The sequence below is a fragment of the Reyranella soli genome, assembly GCF_007992495.1.
In the GTDB taxonomy this organism is placed as follows: Bacteria; Pseudomonadota; Alphaproteobacteria; order Reyranellales; family Reyranellaceae; genus Reyranella; species Reyranella soli.
This window is the reverse complement of sequence record NZ_BKAJ01000349.1, coordinates 1-1,567: the sequence shown is the minus strand read 5'-3', so window position 1 is coordinate 1,567 and position 1,567 is coordinate 1. Positions and strand designations below refer to the sequence as shown.

1 protein-coding gene is annotated in these 1,567 nt (G+C 64.0%); it reads right to left on the bottom strand.

The annotated features are described in order from the left end of the window. The coding region (locus RSO01_RS46675) for a calcium-binding protein (RefSeq protein WP_147157458.1) at positions 1–1,567 on the bottom strand (1,567 nt) is incomplete at both ends.

Here is a 1,567-nt window from a genome sequence, read left to right as displayed (position 1 = left end):
CCCCGCGTCGCGCTGCCACTGGTAGCCGATCGGCCCAAGGCCATCGGCGTCCGCCAGCGTGTTCGACGCCGTCAGCACCTGATCCTCGACCGCCGTCCCGGCGATGCTTACCAGCCCGGTTGGCGCACCCGCGTTTTGATCGACAGAGATCGACCGCGTTGCAGGGCTTGCCGGGTTACCAGCCCCGTCGTTGACAGCGGCGGTGATACTGTAGCTGCCGTCAGCAAGCCCGCCCGACAAGCTGCCTGGCACACTCGCTGACCAGGCACCACTTACCACCAGCGCCGTGTAGTTTGCGACCACGGCATTGGAGGTATCGCGAATCGTGATGGTCGCGTTCTCGCCGTCGGCACCCACCGCCGTGCCGCTGATAGTGAAGCCCGCCGCTGCCTCGCCGGCATTGACCACGTCGTCTCCAGCAATGGTCGAGATGGCAATCGTCGGGGGCGTCTGGTCAATTGCGAGCGGCCGCGTCGCCCGGGCCGCCGCAACGCCAGCCGCATCATGGACATCGGCGGTGACGGTGTAGCTGCCGTCAGACAGGCTACCCTGCACGATGGCCGACCAGCTACCACCCGACACCGGCACGATGAAGGTGGCTACGACTGAGTCGAATGCATCGCGGATCGTGATGGTCGCGCTCTCACCGTCGGCATCGGTCGCCGTGCCGCTGATGGTGAAGCCCGCCGCCCTTTCGCCGGCATTGACTACGTCGTCGCCGCTGATGGTCGAGATGGAAATCGTCGGTACCTTAAAGAGGTCAGCGGCCGCAACGGTACCGTCGGCGAACTGGAAGAACTCGACGTTGGTTACAGAATCGGTGTCGTCACGATCCGCAGTACCATCAGCGATCGTCAGGCTGGCTGCGCTGCCGGTGACGGTATAGTCAGCACGATTGCCGGCATAGACTGCCGTATCGGTGTCGGCGCCGCCATCGATTGAATCATTGCCAGCGCCGCCGTCCAAAGTGTCGTTGCCGAGATAACCCAAGAGCTCATCGTTGCTGCCGCGCCCTTCCAGCGTGTCGGCGCCCTCGGCTCCGCCAAGAACGTTGTTGTCCGCGTTGCCGCGAAGCACATCAGCATAGGACGAACCACGAAGGTTCTCGATCGAATCGAAGCTGTCCCCAGCCGCTTCACCGGCGTTGTTGTCCGGCACCTGAAGATCGGCAGTTACGCCGGAATCGGCGTCGGCATAGCTCGCAGTGTCGCTGCCCAGTCCGCCCGCGAGACTGTCGGCCCCCACCCCGCCGGTCAGGATATTGTCGCCGTCGTTTCCGCGCAACGTGTCGGCGTACGCGGATCCAGTGAGATTTTCAACGTTGAAGTAGGTGTCGCCTGCCGCCTCGCCAGTGTTATTCGCCGCTGAGCCAAGATCTGCAATCAGCCCAGATGTTGAAGTGAGGTATGTCGCCGTGTCGATACCGTCGTCACCCCGAAGCTGATCGGCGCCGGCTCCCCCTCGCAATGTATCGTTTCCGGCCTCGCCGGAGAGGGAATCATCGCCATCGCCGCCCTCGAGCTGGTCGTCACCCGGTCCGCCGGTGAGACTGTCGTTGTCCGCTCCG